Source organism: Mangrovibacterium sp., from assembly GCF_059905295.1.
The window spans coordinates 1-15,500 of sequence record NZ_JBZQJF010000151.1 but is presented as its reverse complement, the minus strand read 5'-3'; the positions used below and the strand labels follow the sequence as shown (position 1 = coordinate 15,500).

The 15,500-nt window shown below is 42.5% G+C and carries 15 protein-coding genes; 12 read left to right on the top strand and 3 right to left on the bottom strand.

The window, feature by feature from the left end; genetic code table 11:
- Positions 1–4,295: glutamate synthase large subunit (gene gltB, locus AC37HE_RS08060; RefSeq protein ID WP_500782311.1), on the bottom strand; the 4,295-nt coding region annotated here is incomplete at its 3' end.
- Between the two features lie 318 nt (positions 4,296–4,613).
- Complete coding sequence (gene argH, locus AC37HE_RS08055) at positions 4,614–5,945, bottom strand: argininosuccinate lyase (protein ID WP_500782310.1); 1,332 nt, start codon at positions 5,943–5,945, stop codon at positions 4,614–4,616.
- Between the two features lie 638 nt (positions 5,946–6,583).
- Between argH and AC37HE_RS08050 the strand changes: the two genes are divergently transcribed.
- The 3 genes from AC37HE_RS08050 to AC37HE_RS08040 all read left to right on the top strand — a co-directional run bounded on the left by AC37HE_RS08050 (position 6,584) and on the right by AC37HE_RS08040 (position 8,987).
- Positions 6,584–7,276: a TorF family putative porin gene (locus tag AC37HE_RS08050; RefSeq protein WP_500782309.1), complete on the top strand. Its 693-nt coding sequence runs from the start codon at positions 6,584–6,586 to the stop codon at positions 7,274–7,276.
- A gap of 108 nt (positions 7,277–7,384) precedes the next feature.
- Positions 7,385–7,741, top strand: coding sequence for a P-II family nitrogen regulator (locus AC37HE_RS08045; protein ID WP_500782308.1), 357 nt, complete (start codon positions 7,385–7,387; stop codon positions 7,739–7,741).
- Between the two features lie 13 nt (positions 7,742–7,754).
- On the top strand, positions 7,755–8,987 hold the full coding sequence (locus tag AC37HE_RS08040; protein ID WP_500782306.1) for an ammonium transporter: 1,233 nt from the start codon (positions 7,755–7,757) through the stop codon (positions 8,985–8,987).
- A gap of 175 nt (positions 8,988–9,162) precedes the next feature.
- On the opposite strand, the gene AC37HE_RS08035 is transcribed toward AC37HE_RS08040, so the two are convergent.
- Positions 9,163–10,209, bottom strand: a complete 1,047-nt coding sequence (locus AC37HE_RS08035; protein ID WP_500782304.1) for a M20 family metallo-hydrolase — start codon at positions 10,207–10,209, stop codon at positions 9,163–9,165.
- A 197-nt stretch (positions 10,210–10,406) separates the two neighbouring features.
- On the opposite strand from AC37HE_RS08035, the gene AC37HE_RS08030 reads away from it, so the two are divergent.
- The 9 genes from AC37HE_RS08030 to arsB form a co-directional block, all read left to right on the top strand.
- Positions 10,407–10,703 carry an ArsR/SmtB family transcription factor gene (locus AC37HE_RS08030; protein WP_500782303.1) on the top strand — a complete coding sequence of 99 codons (297 nt, stop codon included), beginning with the start codon at positions 10,407–10,409 and terminating at the stop codon, positions 10,701–10,703.
- A gap of 58 nt (positions 10,704–10,761) precedes the next feature.
- Complete coding sequence (locus AC37HE_RS08025) at positions 10,762–10,995, top strand: thioredoxin family protein (RefSeq protein ID WP_500782302.1); 234 nt, start codon at positions 10,762–10,764, stop codon at positions 10,993–10,995.
- Positions 10,996–11,002: 7 nt separating this feature from the next.
- Positions 11,003–11,440 (top strand): nitrophenyl compound nitroreductase subunit ArsF family protein, encoded by a 438-nt coding sequence (locus AC37HE_RS08020; protein WP_500782301.1) that lies wholly within the window; start codon positions 11,003–11,005, stop codon positions 11,438–11,440.
- Positions 11,441–12,139: an aromatic aminobenezylarsenical efflux permease ArsG family transporter gene (locus tag AC37HE_RS08015; protein WP_500782300.1), complete on the top strand. Its 699-nt coding sequence runs from the start codon at positions 11,441–11,443 to the stop codon at positions 12,137–12,139.
- A gap of 16 nt (positions 12,140–12,155) precedes the next feature.
- Complete coding sequence (locus AC37HE_RS08010) at positions 12,156–13,193, top strand: permease (protein WP_500782299.1); 1,038 nt, start codon at positions 12,156–12,158, stop codon at positions 13,191–13,193.
- 195 nt (positions 13,194–13,388) lie between these two features.
- Positions 13,389–13,787, top strand: coding sequence for a hypothetical protein (locus AC37HE_RS08005; RefSeq protein ID WP_500782297.1), 399 nt, complete (start codon positions 13,389–13,391; stop codon positions 13,785–13,787).
- A 108-nt stretch (positions 13,788–13,895) separates the two neighbouring features.
- A complete protein-coding gene (locus AC37HE_RS08000) occupies positions 13,896–14,234 on the top strand; it encodes an ArsR/SmtB family transcription factor (protein WP_500782296.1) in 339 nt (112 codons plus the stop codon).
- Positions 14,235–14,304: 70 nt separating this feature from the next.
- On the top strand, positions 14,305–14,730 hold the full coding sequence (locus AC37HE_RS07995) for an arsenate reductase ArsC (RefSeq protein ID WP_500782295.1): 426 nt from the start codon (positions 14,305–14,307) through the stop codon (positions 14,728–14,730).
- Positions 14,720–15,500: ACR3 family arsenite efflux transporter (gene arsB / locus AC37HE_RS07990; RefSeq protein WP_500782294.1), on the top strand; the 781-nt coding region annotated here is incomplete at its 3' end. The genes AC37HE_RS07995 and arsB, both read left to right, overlap by 11 nt.

The following is a 15,500-nucleotide window of genomic DNA, read 5'->3' as shown; positions in this document are numbered from 1 at the left end:
CCGTCGGCATCCAGAACATAGGCAACACCACCGGACATACCAGCACCGAAGTTGCGTCCTGTTTTTCCAAGGATAATGGCTTTACCACCAGTCATATATTCACAACCGTGATCACCGATTCCTTCAACAACCACCTGGGCACCTGAGTTACGTACGCAGAAGCGCTCACCGGCTACACCGCGAATGTAAGCTTCGCCACCTGTTGCTCCATAGAAGCATACGTTACCGACGATGATATTCTTTTCAGGAACAAACTGAGCTTGTTTATTTGGATAGATGGCTAAGTGACCACCTGACAAACCTTTTCCAAAGTAGTCGTTCGCATCACCTTCAACTTCCAGTTCAATTCCTTTACACATAAATGCTCCGAACGATTGACCGGCAGAACCTGTCAGCTTAAAGTGAATCGTTCCGTCAGGTAAGCCTTCGCCTTTGTATACTTTAGTTACCTCGTGTGAAAGAACAGTACCTACACTACGGTTGATATTAATAATCGGGAATTCAGCATAAACCTTCTCACCTGTTTTAATGGATTTCTGGGCAGCTTCAACAAACTTCCAGTCCAGAATTTCATCCATTTGGTGATCTTGTTCTTTCGTTTTATACAGACCTTGATCAGCTCCGATGGTCTCTTTAAACAGAATCGGGCTTAAATCCAGGTTTTTATATTTCCAGTGATCAACATCCTCTTTAAATTTAAGACATTGAGACTGACCAATCATCTCGTTGATGTTACGGAATCCAAGCTCTGCCATAATCTCACGCAATCCTTCAACCAGGAACTTGAAGAAGTTAACAACGTGATCCGGATTTCCGGTGAATTTCTCACGTAATTCTTCGCGTTGTGTTGCTACCCCTACCGGGCAAGTATTGCTATGACACTTTCGCATCATGATACAACCTTCAACAACCAGGGCTGCTGTAGCCACACCCCACTCTTCGGCGCCCAACAAAGTTGCGATAGCCAAGTCCCGTGAAGTTTTCATCTGACCGTCAGACTGAACAGTGATCCGGTTGCGTAAGCGGTTGCGCACCAGGGTCTGATGTGTTTCCGACAACCCAAGTTCCCAAGGTAAACCAGCATGTTTTACCGAGCTTAAAGGCGATGCACCCGTACCTCCGTCAAATCCGGAGATCAAGACAGCATCAGCTTTTGCTTTACACACACCGGCAGCAACAGTACCAACACCTGTTTCAGAAACCAGCTTCACATTGACACGAGCATCACGGTTACTGTTTTTCAGGTCAAAGATCAACTGAGCCAAGTCCTCAATCGAGTAAATATCGTGGTGAGGAGGAGGTGAAATCAAACCTACTCCAGGGGTTGATCCACGTACACGACCAATCCATCCGTTTACTTTATGTCCCGGAAGCTGACCACCTTCACCAGGCTTCGCTCCCTGAGCCATTTTAATTTGAAGTTCTTTGGCCATGCTCAGGTAATAGCTGTTTACACCAAAACGTCCTGATGCAATCTGCTTTGTCGCTGAACACATATCATCACCATTCGGCAACTTCGTGTAACGGATCGGGTCTTCACCGCCTTCACCTGAGTTCGATTTTGAACCGATACGGTTCATGGCGATAGCCAAAGTTGTATGTGCTTCCCATGAAATAGAACCGAACGACATGGCACCTGTAGCAAAACGCTTCAGGATGTTCTCAGCTGGTTCAACTTCATCAATTGAAATGGAATCACGATCAGAGTTGAAGTCCATCAATCCACGCAGCGTAAATGCCGCTTTTGTTTGATCATCAACAACCTGACAATATTGTTTATAAGCACTGTAATCGTTCTTGCGTGTTGCATTTTGCAGCAAGTTCACAGCCTTTGGCGACAACAAGTGACGTTCACCACCAACACGCCAGTGATAGTCACCCCCCGGATCCAATACTTTCGATCCACCCAAGCGTGTTGGGAAACCCTGACGGTGACGGGTTAATGCTTCTTTTGCAATGTCGTCTAATGAAAGACCTTGAATACGGCTTACTGTACCGGTGAAATACTTGTCAACCACTTCGGAATTGATACCGAGGATTTCGAAGATCTGTGCACCTTGATAAGATTGCAATGTTGAGATACCCATTTTAGAGAAGATCTTCAACAAACCACCATTAACAGCTTTAATATAGTTTTTAACAGCTTTCTCCGGTGTCAGATCACCCAGAACACCATCGTTAGCCATTTGCTTGAGGGTATCGAGAGCCATATAAGGGTTAACAGCTGAAACACCATAGCCTAACAACACAGCCAGGTGATGAGTTTCACGAACATCACCAACTTCCATAATAATGTCAGCCTTACCACGTTTTCCGATTCGGATCAAATGGTGGTGTACTGCAGAGGCTGCCAAGACAGAAGGAATAGGTGCGTGATCTGTACTTACTGAGAAGTCAGACAACAAGATGATTGAGTAACCTTCGTCGATTGCATCTTCAACGTAAGTACACAAACGATCCAGTTTTTTCTCCAAGGTTCCTTCCTTACCGTCAGCATGGAAAACAATGCTGATTTTTTTGGTTTGGAAGTGCGTATGATCCACATAGCTCAACTTCACCAACTGCTCGTTAGTCAAGATCGGTTGTGGAATAGCAATACGGCGACAGTGTTCCGGAGATTCTGTCAGGATATTTTTGAAACCACCAACGTAAGTTCGCAAGTCCATAACGATACGCTCGCGAATCGGGTCAATTGGCGGGTTAGTAACCTGCGCAAATAATTGTTTGAAATAATGCGACAACAAAACAGGACGATCAGACAATACTGCCAGTGGGTTATCAGCACCCATTGAACCAATTGCTTCTTTACCGGTTTCAGCCATCGGCTTCAGCAACACTTCCAGCTCTTCGTGTGTGAAACCGAAAGTTTTCTGACGCTTAAACAAGGTTTTTTGATCCGGCTCTCTCAATTCCAAATCCGGAATTGATGGCAGATCATCCAGGTAAGTCATATTATTTTTCACCCAGTCACCATAAGGCTGACGGGAGATAATATCGCCTTTAACTTCTTCATCAGAGATAATGCGTCCTTGTTCGAGGTCAGCAACAAACATTTTACCTGGTTGCAGACGACCACGGATTTTCACTTTGGAATGATCAACATCCAAAGCACCTGATTCTGATGACATGATCAACATATCATCATCAGTAACGCAATAACGAGAAGGACGTAATCCATTACGGTCAAGCGTAGCCCCTACAAGAACACCATCGGTGAAACATACAGAAGCAGGACCATCCCAAGGCTCCATCATGGCAGAGTGGAATTCATAGAATTCTTTTTTCTTCGGATCCATATGCGGATCGTTTTGCCATGCTTCCGGAATCAACAGCATCATTACCTGAGGCAATGAACGTCCACTTAACACCAACATCTCGATAGCCATATCCAGGTTGGCACTATCAGAGGCTTTCAAGTCGCAAATCGGGAAAATCATTTCCAACTCTTCGCGAGTAAACATGGTAGATTCCAGCAGTGCTTCACGGGCACGCATCCAGTTCACGTTACCTTTATTGGTATTGATCTCACCATTGTGAGCAATATAACGGAACGGTTGTGCTAATTTCCACGAAGGGAACGTATTTGTAGAGAAACGCGAGTGTACCAAAGCGATAGCACTTACAGCTAACGGATTGGTTAAATCTTTAAAGTATAATGTTACCTGTTCGGTTGTCAACTGACCTTTATATATAATGGTCTTATAAGAACAGGAAATAATATTCAATCCATCGTAACCTATACCTGCAACTGATTCACGAGTCAAACGCTCAGTGTATTTACGGAATACGAAAAGCTTACGATCAAACTCTTCGACTGACATATCAGCCGGTTTACCGATAAATAATTGTTGCACGTAAGGTTCTGTAGCACGAGAGTCACGGCCCAGATCAGAGTTGTCAACAGGGACTTTACGATAGCCCAGAAACGGCAACCCAAATTTATTCAGGTTGCGGGTAATAATATCCTTACATTCCGATCGTTTTCGGTCGTCCATAGGGAAGAAAATCATGGCTACACCATATTCACCGAATCCGGGAAGTTTGATTCCATCCTTCGGGCATTCTTCCATAAACAATTCATGAGGGATCTGAATCAAAATACCAGCTCCATCCCCACTCTTAATATCATATCCGGTACCACCCCGATGTTCCATGCGCGCTAACATAGCCAAAGCATCAGACAGCACACGATGTTGCTTCCGACCCTTCAGGTTAGCTACGAATCCAATCCCACAGCTACCGTGTTCAAATTCAGAGCGATATAAGCCCTGTTGTTTGGGAGTTTCTAACTGCATCTTTTATACATTTTTATTTTAATCACCTAAGTCTTGCGTACGCCCCAAGACACAACAAAATCACTGAATCCACAACAGTGATTTAAAATTATAAGCAAAACCCGCGAAAATCTTACGAAGTGAAAGCAAAAATAGCCATAAAAGGAATATAAAACAACGTCGACTTCTAAAAAAGCTGCTCAAAAACACAGCCTCTACGCTTTACTTTTACAATTAAATTCCATAATAAAGTGAAATCGAACTACTTATATCCTCACCAAAGCCCGGTTGTTAACGTTATCGAAATGTGAAATATAACGAACAATTAACAGACCTACACTATTTTAGCAAGTTCTCGATCGCCTGGTCAACCTGTCCAAAGTCGAACTGCGAAATAACAGCATTCATCTTTGCTTCAATCTCCGACAAACACAAATTCCCCACACTGCCTGCATGAGTATGATTCACCTCGCGGGTAGGTTCGTACTGACCGGCCTGGATTTCCATCCCTACCTTCTTATAGGCATCCCGAAAAGGCACGCCTTCAATCACCATTTTGTTTACGTCTTCTACACTATAAACAAACTTGTACCGGTCGTCATCCAATATATTATTAGTAATACTGATTTCACTCAACGCAAAATCAGCAATCTCCAAACAATTTTTCAAATCCTTAAACGATGGCAAAAACGCCTCCTTCACAATTTGCAAGTCGCGGAAGTATCCACTCGGGAGGTTATTAATCATCAAGGTAATTTCGGTAGGCATTGCCTGTATCTTATTACAATGCGAACGTAACAATTCGAAAACATCCGGATTCTTTTTGTGAGGCATGATACTCGACCCGGTTGTTAACTCGTCGGGCAGCTTCACAAATCCAAAGTTCTGGCTCATATACAAACAAACATCGTAAGCCATTTTTGACAAGGTTGCTGCAATGGACGACAAAGCAAAAGCAACGATCTTTTCCATCTTACCACGTCCCATCTGTGCATAAACTACATTGTAGTTCATTTGCTCGAAACCTAATAAATCAGTTGTCAGTTGACGATCCAACGGAAAGGAAGATCCGTATCCGGCAGCAGAGCCCAGCGGGTTTTGATTCGCAACCCGATATGCCGCATGTAATAATATAAAGTCATCAACCAAACTTTCGGCATAAGCACTAAACCATAAACCAAACGACGAGGGCATAGCTACTTGCAAATGCGTATAGCCCGGCATCAAATAGTCTTTATATTTATCGGCCTGCTTAATTAAGGTTTGAAACAGTTGACTGCCCAACTCCACAATTTCGCGCAACTCATGACGAGCAAACAGTTTGAGATCGACCAGAACCTGATCATTCCGGGAACGACCGCTATGAATTTTCTTACCGATATCACCCAACTTATTTGTGAGCATTGTTTCAACCTGAGAATGAACATCCTCAATACCATCTTCAATCACAAAATCTCCGGAAGCTGCCTTTTTATAAATTGCTTTCAACTCAGCCAGCAATTGACCCAACTCTTCCTCCGGCAACAAACCAATCTTAGACAACATCGTTCCGTGAGCCATTGAGCCCAACACATCAAAAGGTGCCAAATACAAGTCCAACTCCCGATCTTTTCCAACCGTAAAATCTTCTATTAGTTTATTGACAGCATATCCTTTGTCCCAAAGTTTCATTTTGTAAGATTTTTGGCCAAATATACTCAATAATATTATTAAAGAAGACTCTTTAACTACCATCCCAAAATCAAACCAGGACATCCGGTATCACGAAGAAAAAATACGGGACACAAACAATACTTAACAATTACATCCAAAAACAATCATCAATCTCCTTCACCCCTAAAACATCCAAGCCTAATTTTTAAAAAAGACAGTTTTCCCGAGCTACCCCCCTTCATCACCCCTACTCAAATCCAAATCACAAAACAGTAACTTATGACCTCCATAAGCGTAAAAACCTAGGTCTTACCAGAAAAGAGAATAAAGACTAACAGATTTGAATTTTCATTTTCACCAAACAAAACTGATTTAAATAACAATTAGCTCCTTTTTTATCGTTTTTACATCCTTTTGATAGTAAATCAAGCTCAAAATGGACCTTTAGCCCAATCGTATGTTAATTTTATATTAATTCGAAACCACCCCCTATTTTTTCATACCCCCTCATTCAAAAACATATCTACATTTGAAACGGAGACAAAAATGAATGGGGACCCTTTCGAAAATTTAGAGCATTTTAAAAGATCACACGTTAAAGCAAGACCGAACAAAATTATTTATTAAAGTTCAGTTAAACCCTTAATTATTTAAACATGAAAAAGACTTTAAATGCATTGGTAGTTTTTGGTCTGTTGACCATTTTTGCTTTAAACGTTCAAGCACAAGATGAAGCCGCAAGCTCTTCATGGGACACAGGCTTAGACATTTACTCAAGTTACATCTGGCGTGGTGCTAAATTTGGATCAGGTCCTGCTTTCCAACCCTATGTAGAATTCAGTACAGGTGATTTTGCATTAGGAGCATGGGGATCTGTTAGTTCTTCAACTGACGAAAGTCTGGAAATGGACCTTTATGCTAGCTATTCTGCTGGTCCTGTTTCATTAACAGTAACTGATTACTACTTCGGTGGTGATTGGACTAGCTACAAGTACAACCACTACCTGGAACCAAGCTTAGGCCTTAGCGCAGGTAATTTCTCATTTACTGCAGCCTATATGTTCTTACCTGACTCTGGTAATGGATTCGGAAATGACGGAGATACTTATTTGGAAGCAGGTTATTCTTTCGGTAAAGTTGACGTAGCTGTAGGTGCCGGTAATGGTCAGTATACAACTGCAGACACTGTTTCTGAGAGTAAAATGGGAGATTTCAACATCTGTAACATCAGCGTAGGCACTTCTAAAGAAATCAAAGTTACAGACACTTGGACATTACCTGTTTCGGGTTCTGTAATCCTTAACCCAACAACTGGCGGATTCTTCATCACTGCCGGAATATCTTTCTAAATAAAAATTTACAGATTTAATGAAATGACCATGATTGGATAGCCAATCAGTGGATTAGGCACCGTCATGGTTGTTCCATGTGACCTTTAAAATATAAACTAATATCACATGAAAAAGATTGAAGCAATTATTAGAAAAACCAAATTCGATGAGGTAATTGAGGCACTTCACGAAGTAGGTATCGAATTCTTTTCTTACTGGGATGTTCGCGGTGTAGGCCAAACACGCCAGGGACGTGTTTACCGTGGTGTAGCTTATGACACAAGCTCAATTGAAAGAACAATGATTTCACTTGTTGTGCGCGACAAAAACGTGGAAAAAACAGTATTAGCTATCATGAAAGCTGGTAGAACCGGTGAAATCGGTGATGGAAAAATCTTCATTTCAACAATGGAAGAATCCTATCGTATCCGCACCGGAGAATTTGGAGATGAGTCATTATTCATTAAAGGTAAAGAAGAATAAAAAAAGTTAGATCATGGAAGATACTTTACAAGGCCTACAAATAGGTATAGACAATATGTGGTTGCTAATTGCAGCATTCTTAGTAATGTTCATGCAACCTGGATTTGCGATGGTAGAAGCTGGTTTTACCCGCTCTAAGAACACTGCAAACATTTTGATGAAAAACTTAATGGACTTCTGTATTGGTTCATTATTATACTGGTTCGTTGGGTTCACCCTGATGTATGGTGACTCAATCGGCGGATTCGTTGGAACTCCTGATTTCTTCTACATGAGTGAAGGATTCGGAAGTAACTACTCTGATTATGCTGACCTGTTCTTCCAAACAGTGTTCGCCGCAACTGCAGCAACAATCGTTTCGGGAGCCATGGCTGAACGTACAGAGTTTATCTCTTACCTTATTTTCTCAATCTTTGTGACCTTAGTTATTTATCCGATTTCAGGACACTGGACTTGGGGTGGTGGCTGGTTGAGCGACCTTGGATTCCACGATTTCGCAGGTTCATCAGTAGTACACTCTGTTGGTGGATGGATTGGTTTAGCCGGTGCTGCAATCATTGGACCTCGTATAGGAAAATACAAGAAAGACGGTACTCCAAATGCGATACCTGGTCACAACCTGGCATTGGGTGCATTGGGTGTATTCATCCTGTGGTTCGGATGGTTCGGGTTCAACCCTGGATCTCAATTGGCAGCTGCCGGAACTGACAACGCTGTAGCTATCGGTCACATTGCTGTGACAACGAACTTAGCTGCTGCTGCCGGTGCTGTAACTGCAATGATCGTTGCTTGGTTCCGTTACAAGCGTCCTACCTTATCACTGACACTGAACGGTGCTTTGGCTGGTCTGGTAGCCATCACTGCTGGTTGCGACGCTGTAAACCCAATTGGTGCTGTGTTTATCGGAATCCTTGCCGGATTAGTATTACCATTTGCTGTTGAATTCTTCGATAAAGTATTAAAAGTTGACGACCCTGTTGGTGCTGTTTCAGTACACGGTGTATGTGGTGCTTTAGGTACTTTATTAGTTGGTGTATTCTCAACTTCTGAAGGTTTATTCTATGGATTCGGAGCTCATGCTCTTGGAGTTCAAGCAATCGGTGTTCTTTCCTACTTCGTATGGGCTTTCGGTTGGGGCGTAGTTCTGTTCTTCATCTTGAAGAAAGCCGGAATCCTGCGTGTATCTGCACGTGTTGAAGAAGAAGGATTGGATGTATACGAACATGGAGAAAGTGCCTACAATTAATAATTTCTTCAGCCTTTAAGTCTGTAGCTTTCTCAAGGGTCTGCCAATGGCAGACCCTTTCTACTAATCTGATTTGATTTTCAATTAACTCAGGTTGCTACACTTTATTTATTTGGTATAAAAAAAGGATATCACCACATTGGTGATATCCTTTTTCGTTTATTCGAACGATAAACTACAAACGAAGTCCTGTCAACAAAGCCACATAAGTCTGAAATCCATTTTCAATTTCCGAAATCATGATGTACTCATCAGCGGTATGAGACCGAGCACTATCGCCTGGTCCAATCTTGATGGAAGGAAACGGCATAACCGCCTGATCGGAAGTTGTTGGAGAACCATAATAGCTTAAACCCAAACTTAAACCTCGCTGTACTATCGGGTGCGTTACTGGAATACCCGATGAATTTAATCGCGTGGAACGAGGCTCAACATCCGAACCAACCAAACCGGATATAATTTCGTAAGCTACCTGATTAGAGTAAAATTCATTGGTCCGTACATCGACAACAAAAGTGCAATTATCAGGAACCACATTATGCTGCGAACCGGCATTAATCTGGGTAATCGATAATTTGACTTCCCCCAATACCTCCGACACTTTTTCAAATTGATATGCTCTCAATATCTGAATATCATCAACCGCTTTATACAGGGCATTTTCGCCTTCGTTACGTGCTGCATGCCCGGATTTACCATGTGCAGTACAGTCAAGTACCATCAACCCTTTTTCAGCAATAGCCATCTGCATCTGCGTGGGCTCTCCCACAACTGCCAGTCTAATATCTCCCAATTCCTGAATAAGGCTCTCCATACCACCAGGGCCTGAAATCTCTTCTTCACAAGATGCCGCAAACATCAAATTATAGGGTAACTGCTCATCGGTATAAAAATGCTCAAAAACGGCCAGTAAGGTCACTAATGAAGCTCCGGCATCGTTGCTCCCCAAACCAATTAAGCTATCCCCTTCGACTTTGGCACCAAAAGGATCTTCAGTCCATTTTTTTGAGGGTTTAACAGTATCGATATGCGAGTTCAGCAATAAGATCGGCTTTCCGTCTTCCCAATATTTATTTTTCGCCCAGGTATTGAAGCCCTTCACCTGGAACTGAATTCCCCTGGAGCTCATAAAATTGCGCACCAGTTCAGCAACCGGTCCTTCCTCCTTACTAAAAGAGGGTGTCTGGATCATAGTGCGTAAAAGTTGAATATATGCTTCCATCTAATTAAGTTAAAGTAACAAATGTAATAATGTTTGCGAAAGTAATATCCGATTCACCTACCAAGCCTTCGCGAACCATTAATAAACCGTGACATTTAAGAAATGTTTTCCACTCGCTGAAAAAAAATAGCTTCAACTAATTCTCTTTTCAACAAAACAGCTTACCTTTGTTCGCAAATTAACGAACAAGAAAACAAATGAAGTATTCCGTATTTACTGACGAACAAAAACAAGTCGCTCGTTTTGCCAAAGCAATGGGGCACCCGGTTCGCATGTATGTACTGGAATTACTGAACAAAGAAAGCTGTTGCTACAGTGGCGATCTGACTGATATTCTGCCAATCGCCAAATCAACCCTGTCCCAACATCTGAAGGAGTTAAAAGATGCCGGCTTGATCCAGGGCGAAATTGAAGGCCCTAAGGTGAAGTACTGTATTAATCGCGAGAACTGGCAAGTGGCACAAGGGCTGTTCAAAAGCTTTTTGAATTACTAAAAAATTTTAAACCAACTGTTCGCCATTTTGCGAACTACGAATAATAAAATTAGACACAATGGAAATTAAAGTATTGGGAACCGGATGCAAGAAATGCAAAACCCTTGAACAAGTTACAACACAAGCTGTAAACGAAGCCGGAATCGAAGCCACAGTTATCAAAGTAGAAGACATGCTCGAAATTATGAAACTGGGCGTATTAACCACACCAGCCTTAGTTATCGATGGCAAGGTTGTTTTAAAAGGACGAGTTCCGTCGTTATCAGAAGTCAAAGAATTGATCCAAAAATAAAACCATCATGAAAAAAACCTTTCTTACCCTTATCGTCATTGCGATCGCACAGTGCATTGGATATGCCCAATGTTGTGATAAAGCCAATGAAGCAAAAGCTGCCACCAAAACTTGTTGCTCGGCCAAATCAGCAAGCACCGAAGCGGCTGTAAAAGCCTACTATTTTCACACAACCCGCCGATGCGAAACCTGTAAAGCAGTTGAAGCAGTAAGCAAAGAGGCAGCCGAAGATTACAGTAAATGTAAAGTTCCATTCGCGTCGATCAATATCGAAGACGAAAACCAGCAAGCTTTAGTTGAAAAGTACAAAGTAAGCGGACAAGCCCTGTTGATTATCGGGAAAAACAAAACGGTTGACCTGACAACGGATGCTTTTATGAATGCCATGACAGACCCGGACAAGTTAAAAGCCAAGATTCAAAAGACAATTGACTCCTTACTCTAGATGGAAATCCTGCAAAATATACTCGAAAATACGCAGCTGCAATTAGTCTCTGCTTTTATACTGGGGCTCATGACAGCAATCAGTCCGTGCCCGCTGGCAACTAATATTACCGCAGTCGGGTTCATCAGCAAAGACATTAAAAGCCGCAGACGAGTATTATTGAACGGTATAACTTACACGGCCGGGCGAGCTGTTTCCTACACATCAATCGGCCTGCTTTTTTTCTTTGGAGCCAATCAATTCAAACTATCCGGATTCCTGCAACAATGGGGAGAAAAACTGTTAAGCCCGCTTCTGATTGTAATCGGACTGTTTATGCTGGGGGTGTTTTCATTCACAATTCCCGGTCTGAGCAGGCTTAACGAAAAAGTGGAATCCCAGGCGAAAAAAGGCTATTGGGGAGCCCTGTTATTGGGGCTTGTGTTTGCCCTGGCTTTTTGCCCGTACAGCGGGGTATTGTACTTCGGAATGTTAATCCCCATGACCATCAGTAGCCCTCAAGGACTGCTGCTGCCAATCATTTTTGCATTAGCAACAGGAATTCCGGTTATCATTTTCTCTTCCGTTATTGCATTCAGCATGAATTCAGTTGGCAAAGTTTACGACCGCGTAAAGCTATTCGAACGGTGGTTCCGCAGAGTCGTTGCCTTACTTTTCATTGCAGTCGGCATCTATTATTTCTATGCAATCTATCTCTAAAAATCAGTTAATGAACATGAAACAATTTATTACCACAGACGATAAGGCCAACTGGTTTATTCCCACCATCCTACTGCCGGTTTGGGTCGTTCTGTATCTCAACCTTCAAAAGATTGCCGATTTTATCATCGATCAGCTTTTTCAAATGAGACCGGGTTCTCATCTGACCGAGTCAATCCGCTTTTTTGTTTTTGAAGCCCCAAAGGTGATGCTCTTACTGGTACTCATTATCTTTATCGTTGGCATCATTCGAAGCTATTTCTCAGCTGAAAAGACTCGCAAACTATTGGAAGGCAAATCGCTTTTCACCGGCAATATCATGGCAGCCTTTTTAGGAATTGTCACCCCATTTTGTTCTTGCTCTGCCATCCCTTTATTCCTGGGTTTTGTAGAGGCAGGCATCCCCATTGGTGTCACCTTTTCCTTTTTAATTGCAGCCCCACTCGTTAACGAGGTAGCCCTGGTGTTGCTCATTGGTTTATTTGGCTGGAAGGTGGCTCTGATTTATGTATCGACCGGATTACTGATTGCCATTTTTGCAGGTTGGCTCATGGGTAAACTGAAACTCGAGAAATATGTCGAAGAATGGGTTTTCCAGGTCAAGACAAACCAGGAAGAATCGGAAAACGAGAAAGTCTCTTTTTCGGAACGTATTAAAACCGGCTTTGAAACCGTAAAAGAAATCATTGGAAAAATCTGGATTTACATCTTAATTGGTATTGCCGTAGGTGCAGGTGCCCACGGTTATGTACCCGAAGATTTAATGGGCTCCATACTCGGCAAAGGAAACTGGTACAGCGTTCCTTTAGCTATTCTTGTTGGAGTTCCGATGTATTCCAATGCAGCAGGGATCATCCCCATCATTAGCGTACTTATCGAAAAAGGTGTATCGCTAGGAACGGCACTCGCCTTCATGATGTCGGTTATTGCACTTTCGCTACCCGAAATGATTATCCTGAAGAAAGTACTGAAATGGCAACTCATCCTGACATTCATCGGCATTGTTGCTTCCGGAATTTTAATTGTCGGCTTTCTTTTCAACTTCCTGCTTTAAGAAGCGGGGATCGCACGATGGATGATAACCTCCAATTGCAAGCAAAACGATAAGAAACAGAGCAAACGAACCAAACAAGGCAGCGATTATATCCATTTGTTAACTATTCCTCAGATAAGCCTACATTTTTCTTTATCGAAAATTCAGATTAATAAATAGTGCTTACCTTCGGTTTAAAATCAAAAATCATCGACTATGACAGAAGCAGATATTGCCATCATTCGGAGATCATTTACCGAAATTCAATCAGCCCTGCCCAGCATGGCTAAATATTTCTACAACCGTGCCAACGAATTGGACTCGGACCTGGATCCTTTGTTCGAAGAGGATAAATCAAACTATGGAGCTGCTTTTGTGGTACTTTTCAAAAAAGCACTTGAAAACCTGGAAAATCCGGAAACTATGCTACCAGACATTCAACAGATGGAAGCAAAATTAAAATATTACAACTTCAAGGAGGACACCCTAAACACCCTTGGTGTAATCTTTGTCGATACCTTGTCTTTTGGCTTCGGGAATGCCTTCACTCAGGATATTATTGATCCCTGGGTGAAAGCCTACAAAGAATTTGCTGCCTTATTCTTCGCCAGATAGATAAAGGCACTTCCCTTTTTCGATTCGATTTGTAATCAAAACTTAATGTCGTATTTATACGTTATTTAAAACAATGACGTATTTTTACGACATTAATATTTCTGACAGATGACATCAGCAAAAGTCGAATTGTTCGAAGAAGATTTACAGCTTACCGCCAGCTACTTTAAAGCACTGGCTCACCCTGCCCGACTGGCTATCCTGAAATACCTGGCCGAATCGAAGGTTTGTATTTCGGGCGACATTACCAACGAATTACCCTTGAGCAGAACAACCGTTAATCAGCACCTGACTGAATTAAAAAACATGGGGTTGATCAAAGGAACAACCGAAGGTGTGAAGGTGAATTATTGCCTCAATCCGGAAAAGATAAAGGAGCTGAAATCAATTCTCAACAACTTTCTATCAACAATTGAGTTGCCAGAAGATTACAGTTGTACGAAATAACATCAGACAAAGCAGATCATCGTCGCAATAACGAACAAAATCGAAATCAAATTTTATAATAACACATTCAATGAAAGTTTTAATTCTTTGTACTGGCAACAGTTGCCGCAGCCAAATGGCACATGGTTTTTTACAGTCGTTCGATCCGAACATCACCGTTTGCTCTGCCGGCACCGAAGCATCTGGAAGGTTGAATACCAAAGCGGTTCAGGTCATGAAAGAAGCCGGAATCGACATTAGCAGCCATACCTCTGACTCTGTTCAGAAATATTTGAATGACGAGTGGGATTATGTGATCACCGTTTGCGGTGGTGCTAACGAAGCTTGCCCGGCCTTTATCGGCAAAGTAAAACACCGCCTGCACATTGGCTTCGACGATCCTTCACACGCTGTGGGAACCGATGAGTTTATCATGAGCGAATTTTACCGTGTTCGCGATGAAATTAAAGCAGGTTTTTACGATTTCTACCTGAAAAACATCAAGAATGAGCAGTAATAAACGACTTTCATTTCTCGATCGCTACCTTACATTCTGGATCCTGGCGACCATGCTGGCTGGTGTTGTTATCGGCTATCTATCGCCCGAGATCAGTAATTTCTGGAATACCTTTCAAAGCGGCTCTACCAACATTCCGTTGGCAATCGGGCTGATTTTGATGATGTACCCTCCTTTAGCGAAAGTGCGTTACGAAGAGCTGGGTCGTGTATTCAAGAATGTCAAGCTGCTAACAATTTCGCTGATCCAAAACTGGCTGATCGGACCATTACTGATGTTTGTGCTGGCCATCCTCTTCCTGCGTGACTACCCCGAATATATGGCTGGTGTTATCCTCATCGGATTGGCACGATGTATTGCCATGGTAATTGTATGGAATGACTTAGCCGGAGGCAACCGCGAGTATGCAGCCGGCCTGGTTGCGTTCAACTCCATCTTCCAGATCCTGTTCTTCTCGGTTTATGCCTGGGTATTTTTGGGAATTTTACCTGATTTACTCGGCTTGCAAACCTTCGAGGTTAACATTACCATCGGACAAATTGCCGAGTCGGTGCTGATCTACCTCGGAATCCCGTTTGCCGCCGGGTTCTTAACCCGCTTTAGCCTGATTAAGCTGAAAGGCGAAACCTGGTATCGGGAAAAATTTGTCCCGAAGATCAGTCCGATTACGCTAATTGCCCTGCTGTTCACCATCTTTGTGATGTTCTCGCTGAAAGGTGAATACATCGTCAAAATACCGATGGACGTCGTTCGTATTGCCATTCCCCTGG

What these genes read in the sequence shown, in the direction of transcription:
- argH (WP_500782310.1), bottom strand. Translation starts at nt 5,945, where the DNA reads ATGAAACTTTGGGACAAAGGATATGCTGTCAATAAACTAATAGAAGAT.
- AC37HE_RS08050 (WP_500782309.1), top strand. Translation starts at nt 6,584, where the DNA reads ATGAAAAAGACTTTAAATGCATTGGTAGTTTTTGGTCTGTTGACCATT.
- AC37HE_RS08045 (WP_500782308.1), top strand. Translation starts at nt 7,385, where the DNA reads ATGAAAAAGATTGAAGCAATTATTAGAAAAACCAAATTCGATGAGGTA.
- AC37HE_RS08040 (WP_500782306.1), top strand. Translation starts at nt 7,755, where the DNA reads ATGGAAGATACTTTACAAGGCCTACAAATAGGTATAGACAATATGTGG.
- AC37HE_RS08035 (WP_500782304.1), bottom strand. Translation starts at nt 10,209, where the DNA reads ATGGAAGCATATATTCAACTTTTACGCACTATGATCCAGACACCCTCT.
- AC37HE_RS08030 (WP_500782303.1), top strand. Translation starts at nt 10,407, where the DNA reads ATGAAGTATTCCGTATTTACTGACGAACAAAAACAAGTCGCTCGTTTT.
- AC37HE_RS08025 (WP_500782302.1), top strand. Translation starts at nt 10,762, where the DNA reads ATGGAAATTAAAGTATTGGGAACCGGATGCAAGAAATGCAAAACCCTT.
- AC37HE_RS08020 (WP_500782301.1), top strand. Translation starts at nt 11,003, where the DNA reads ATGAAAAAAACCTTTCTTACCCTTATCGTCATTGCGATCGCACAGTGC.
- AC37HE_RS08015 (WP_500782300.1), top strand. Translation starts at nt 11,441, where the DNA reads ATGGAAATCCTGCAAAATATACTCGAAAATACGCAGCTGCAATTAGTC.
- AC37HE_RS08010 (WP_500782299.1), top strand. Translation starts at nt 12,156, where the DNA reads ATGAAACAATTTATTACCACAGACGATAAGGCCAACTGGTTTATTCCC.
- AC37HE_RS08005 (WP_500782297.1), top strand. Translation starts at nt 13,389, where the DNA reads ATGACAGAAGCAGATATTGCCATCATTCGGAGATCATTTACCGAAATT.
- AC37HE_RS08000 (WP_500782296.1), top strand. Translation starts at nt 13,896, where the DNA reads ATGACATCAGCAAAAGTCGAATTGTTCGAAGAAGATTTACAGCTTACC.
- AC37HE_RS07995 (WP_500782295.1), top strand. Translation starts at nt 14,305, where the DNA reads ATGAAAGTTTTAATTCTTTGTACTGGCAACAGTTGCCGCAGCCAAATG.